A 3,013-nucleotide genomic window follows, 5' to 3' on the forward strand; every position below is an offset into this window, starting at 1 on the left:
GCCCACATGAGTTATAAATCTGACATTGAGATTGCCCGAGAGGCCAGTAAGCAGCCGATCCAGGAGATTGGTGGTAAGATTGGGATTTCCAGCGACGATCTTCTGCCGTATGGCCATGACAAGGCGAAGGTGAGCCAGGAGTTCATCAATTCGGTTCAGGGTCGAGAAGACGGCAAGCTGATTTTGGTGACGGCGATCAACCCGACGCCTGCGGGTGAGGGTAAGACGACGACTACCGTTGGTCTGGGCGATGGTCTGAACCGGATTGGCAAGAACGCGATGATCTGTATTCGTGAGGCCTCGCTTGGCCCGAACTTCGGCATGAAGGGCGGTGCTGCGGGCGGTGGCTATGCTCAGGTTGTTCCGATGGAGGACATGAACCTGCACTTCACCGGGGATTTTCACGCGATTACCTCGGCGCATTCGCTGCTGTCGGCGATGATCGACAATCACATTTACTGGGGCAATGCGTGCGAGATCGACACCCGTCGCGTCGCGTGGCGTCGTGTGGTCGACATGAACGACCGGGCGCTGCGTCAGATCACAGCGTCTTTGGGCGGTGTGTCGAACGGCTTCCCGCGCGAAACCGGCTTTGACATCACCGTGGCGTCCGAGGTCATGGCCATTCTGTGCCTGGCCAACGACCTGAAAGACCTGGAAAAACGTCTGGGTGACATCATCGTGGCCTACCGTCGCGACAAGACAGCCGTGTATTGCCGCGACATCAAGGCCGAAGGCGCAATGACCGTGCTGCTGAAGGACGCGATGCAGCCGAACCTGGTGCAGACGCTGGAAAACAACCCGGCCTTTGTCCATGGTGGCCCGTTTGCCAATATCGCGCATGGCTGTAACTCGGTCATCGCCACCAAGACGGCGCTGAAAGTGGCTGACTATGTTGTGACCGAAGCGGGCTTTGGCGCTGATCTGGGCGCCGAGAAGTTCATGAACATCAAGTGTCGCAAGGCGGGCATTGCGCCGTCGGCTGTGGTGCTGGTCGCCACCGTGCGCGCGATGAAGATGAACGGCGGCGTGGCCAAGGCCGATCTGGGCGCGGAAAACGTTGATGCGGTCAAGTCGGGCTGTGCCAACCTGGGCCGTCACATCGAGAACGTCAAATCCTTCGGCGTGCCGGTTGTGGTTGGGATCAACCACTTTGTCACCGACACCGATGCGGAAGTGCAGGCCGTGAAAGACTATTGTGCCGAGCATGGGGTCGAGGCGGTTCTGTCGCGGCACTGGGAGCTGGGCTCGGAAGGCTCGGCGCCGCTGGCCGAGAAGGTTGTGGAAATCGTCGAGGGGGGCACCGCCAACTTCGCGCCGATCTACCCCGATGAGATGCCTTTGTTTGAGAAGATCGAAACCATTGCCAAGCGCATCTACCGCGCCGACGAGGTTCTGGCCGACGCCAAGATCCGCAACCAGCTGCACGAATGGGAAGACGCCGGATATGGCAACCTGCCGGTCTGCATGGCCAAGACGCAGTATTCCTTCTCGACCGACCCAACCCTGCGCGGCGCGCCCACCGGCCATTCGGTTCCGGTGCGCGAGGTGCGCCTGAGCGCCGGTGCTGGCTTTATCGTGGTGGTCTGCGGCGAGATCATGACCATGCCCGGCCTGCCGCGCAAACCGGCCGCTGAAAGCATCTGTCTCAATGACGCAGGTGAGATCGAAGGCTTGTTCTAAGCTGCCGAATAAGACATCTCGTGGTCCGGGGATCTCCCCGGGCCATGAGGAGACGAACATGCCCACTCTGACACCGCCGCAAGACTGTTTTTCCATGCAGGATCTGCGGGCTCAGATCGACCAGCTGGATCGGCAATTGATCGACATGCTGGTGACGCGCGCAAGCTATATTGACCGCGCGACCGAGCTGAAACCGGAGGAGGGCTTGCCGGCCCGCATTCCGGATCGTGTCGAAGAGGTGGTGCAACGCGTGCGCGCAAGCTCGGACGCGCTGGGGATGGACCCGGATCTGGCCGAAAAGCTCTGGCGCATACTGATTGACTGGTCGATCGCGCGCGAGGAACGTGTGCTCGGCCCCGAGTAAAGACCGGACGCGCTCTGCGCCCGATCCGTTTTTAGAAAGAAGGGATGACAGGATGGTAGCGCAGGTTATCGACGGGAAGGCCTTTGCCGCCAAGGTGCGCGCGCAGGTGGCCGATCAGGTTGCAAAGCTGAAGGAAGAGAACGGTATCACGCCGGGCCTGGCCGTGGTCCTGGTGGGCGAGGATCCGGCCAGCCAGGTCTATGTCCGATCCAAGGGCAAGATGACCGTTGAGGTCGGAATGAACTCGTATGAGCACAAGCTGGATGTGGACACCTCCGAGGCGGACCTGCTGGCGTTGATCGACACGCTGAACACGGATCCGGCGGTGCATGGCATCCTGGTGCAGCTGCCGCTGCCCAAGCATCTGAACGAAGATCTGGTGATCAACTCAATCGATCCGGCCAAGGATGTGGACGGGTTCCATATCTCGAATGTGGGCCTGCTGGGCACCGGGCAGAAGTCGATGGTGCCCTGCACCCCGCTGGGTTGTCTGATGATGCTGCGCGACCACCATGGATCTTTGTCGGGCATGGATGCGGTTGTGATTGGCCGGTCGAACATCGTTGGCAAGCCGATGGCGCAGCTGCTGCTGGGCGACAGCTGCACCGTGACCATCGCGCATTCCCGCACCAAGGACCTGCCCGACGTGGTGCGCCGCGCCGACATCGTGATCGCCGCCGTGGGTCGCCCGGAAATGGTCCCCGGCGACTGGATCAAAGAGGGTGCCACGGTGATCGATGTGGGCATCAACCGCATCGACGCGCCCGAAAAGGGCGCCAATGACGATGGCAGCGCCAAAACCCGCCTTGTCGGCGACGTCGACTACGCCAGCGCCTCCCAACACGCCGGCGCCATCACCCCCGTCCCCGGAGGCGTCGGACCCATGACAATCGCATGCCTCCTCGCCAACACACTAACCGCAGCATGCCGCGCAAACAAACTACCAGAACCCGAAGGACTAACGGC

3 protein-coding genes are annotated in these 3,013 nt (G+C 61.2%); all 3 read left to right on the forward strand.

The window, feature by feature from the left end; genetic code table 11:
• The first annotated feature begins 6 nt into the window (after nt 1-6).
• On the forward strand, nt 7-1,683 hold the full coding sequence (locus tag Q1B13_RS26675) for a formate--tetrahydrofolate ligase (RefSeq protein WP_299085913.1): 1,677 nt from the start codon (nt 7-9) through the stop codon (nt 1,681-1,683).
• A 58-nt stretch (nt 1,684-1,741) separates the two neighbouring features.
• Entirely contained in the window at nt 1,742-2,047 is a 306-nt protein-coding gene (locus Q1B13_RS26680; RefSeq protein WP_298938596.1) for a chorismate mutase, read from the forward strand.
• Between the two features lie 52 nt (nt 2,048-2,099).
• A partial coding sequence (gene folD, locus Q1B13_RS26685) for a bifunctional methylenetetrahydrofolate dehydrogenase/methenyltetrahydrofolate cyclohydrolase FolD (RefSeq protein WP_299085911.1) occupies nt 2,100-3,013 on the forward strand: 914 nt, incomplete at its 3' end.

The organism is uncultured Ruegeria sp., from assembly GCF_947489545.1.
Taxonomy (GTDB): Bacteria; Pseudomonadota; Alphaproteobacteria; order Rhodobacterales; family Rhodobacteraceae; genus Ruegeria.